Raw genomic sequence first — 2,520 nt, 5'->3', positions numbered from 1 at the left:
CAGCGGAGTCGGTGGGTTCGCTGCTGGCGCAGGTGAAGTCGCGGGCGGTGCAGGCGCAGCAGCATCAGGACCTGCCGTTCGAGCAGGTCGTGGAGTTGATGCGTCCGGAGCGCAGCCTGTCGCACAGTCCGCTGTTCCAGGTGCTGTTCAACTGGCAGAACGCATCCGAGTCGGAGGGCGTGCTGCAGCTGCCGGGCCTGGCGGTGGAATCGCTGTCTGCCAGCGAACACACGACCGCGCGACTGGACCTGTCGATGACGTTCCTGGACGCGGGCGAGGTGATCGCCGGCGGCATCGAGTACGCGAGCGCGTTGTTCGATGCGACGACGATCGAGCGCTATATCGAATGCTGGCGGACGCTGCTGCGCGAGATGGTGACCGATACGCAGCGTCCGGTGTCGGCACTGAGGTTGCTGCCCGAGGCCGAGCGGCAGTTGGTGGTGGAGACGTGGAACGCCACGGACGCACCGTATCCGGTCGACCGGCTGGTGCACGAGCTGTTCGAGGCGCAGGCGGCGAAGACGCCGGACGCGATCGCGCTGGTGCAGGACGAAGCGAGCCTGACGTACGCGGAATTGAATGCCCAAGCCAATCGCCTGGCGCATTATCTGCGTTCGTTGGGGGTGCAGCCGGACGACCGGGTGGGCCTATGCGTCGAGCGCAACCCGGCGATGGTGGTGGGGCTGCTGGCGGTGCTGAAGGCGGGCGGTGCGTATGTGCCGCTGGATCCGGGCTATCCGGCCGATCGGTTGGCGTACATGCTGGAGGACAGCGCGCCGGTGGCGGTGCTGACCCAGCAGTCGCTGCAGACCTTGCTGGCATGGCCGGCGGGTATCCCGGTGCTGACGCTGGATGCGGATCGGACGCCGTGGCAGGACGCGCCGGCAGACGATCCGGTCCGCGGGACGTTGTCGAGCGAGCATCTGGCGTACGTGATCTACACCTCCGGCTCCACCGGCCAGCCCAAGGGGGTGATGGTGGAGCATCGCCAGTTGTCCAGCACGCTGGTCGCGGTCGGACAGGCGCTGGGATTCGAAGCAAGCGACTGCCTGCCGAACATCGCATCGCCGGCGTTTGATATCTCGCTGCTCGAGCAATTGATGCCGCTTGTGAACGGCGGCATGACGTTGTTGCTGCAGGCCCATGTATCCCGCCATGTCGATACACTGATCGAGCGGACCAAGTCCGCCACGTTCTTCCATGCTGTTCCAAGCTTGATGGAGACGTGGCTGGCCGAGCTGGGCGGCGATGCGGCAGTGCGCTATCCCAATCTGCGGGTCCTGCTCGTCGGTGGCGAGCCGGTATCGCGCCGGCTCGTACAGAAATTGCACGCGAGCTTTCCTGCGGCATCCGTCATCGAGCTGTACGGTCCTACCGAAACGGCGATCGTCAGTACCTATCATCGCGCCGACAGCGGCGATGGACCGGCGCATTGCATCGGGCAGCACTTCGCGCACAAGCAGACCTATCTGCTCGATCGCATGCTGCGCCCGGTGCCGATCGGCGTGGCGGGCGAGCTGTACATCGGCGGCGTGGGGGTTGCGCGTGGTTATCTGAACCGGCCGGAGCTGACGGCGGAGCGTTTCGTGCGCGATCCGTTCAGTGCGGCGCCCGAGGCGCGGATGTATCGCTCGGGCGACCTGGGCCGCTGGTTGCCGGACGGTACGATCGAGTTCCTGGGTCGTAACGATTTCCAGGTCAAGGTGCGGGGCTTCCGGATCGAGCTGGGCGAGATCGAGTCGCGGCTGGTGGTGCAGCCGGGGGTGCGCGAGGCGGTGGTGCTGGCACGCGAGGACGTGCCGGGCGACAAGCGCCTGATCGCGTACTACCTGGCCGAAGCGGCGTTGAGCGCGCAGTCGCTGCGCATGGCGTTGCAGCAGGCGCTGCCGGACTACATGGTGCCGGCGGCGTACGTGCATTTGGCGCAATGGCCGCTGACGCCGAGCGGCAAGCTGGATCGCAGCGCGCTGCCGGCGCCGGATGGGCAGGCGTATACGCAGCGTGCCTACGAGCCGCCGCAAGGCGAGGTCGAGACGACGCTGGCGTCGATCTGGTGTGAGTTGTTGCGGTTGGAGCAGGTCGGCCGACACGACGACTTCTTCGAACTCGGTGGGCATTCGCTGCTGGCGGTGCAGGCGGTGTCGCGGGTGCGGCAGCAGTTGTCCGTCGAAGTGCCGCTGACGGAGCTGTTCGCGGCCTCGCGGTTGTCGGACTTCGCGCAGCGTCTTCGGCGGATGGAGAGCAGCCGGCGGCCGGCCATCGAGCGGGCGAGCGATACCGAGCGCAGCGCCTTGTCGTTCGCACAGCAACGGCTGTGGTTCCTGTCGCAGCTCGATGGCGTGAGCGCGGCGTATCACATGCCGGCGGGCCTGCGCTTGAGGGGGGCCCTGGATCAATCCGCATTGCGGTGCGCGCTGGACCGGCTGGTGGAACGCCATGAGTCGCTGCGCACGACGTTCGACGAGATCGACGGCGAGCCGGTACAGAAGATCCGACCGGCGCAGGGCTTCGCGCTGCGCG

Annotated in this window: 1 protein-coding gene; it reads left to right on the top strand. The window is 67.1% G+C overall.

The window, feature by feature from the left end; translation table 11 throughout:
* Window positions 1–11: 11 nt before the first annotated feature.
* Window positions 12–2,520 (top strand): non-ribosomal peptide synthetase (locus tag LC490_RS24160; RefSeq protein ID WP_223621886.1); only part of this gene is annotated, 2,509 nt, incomplete at its 3' end.

This window comes from Lysobacter sp. ESA13C (assembly GCF_019970005.1).
GTDB classification, from domain to species: Bacteria; Pseudomonadota; Gammaproteobacteria; order Xanthomonadales; family Xanthomonadaceae; genus Lysobacter; species Lysobacter antibioticus_B.
The sequence above is the reverse complement of the archived record's forward strand: the minus strand, read 5'-3'. Positions and strand labels throughout refer to the sequence as shown.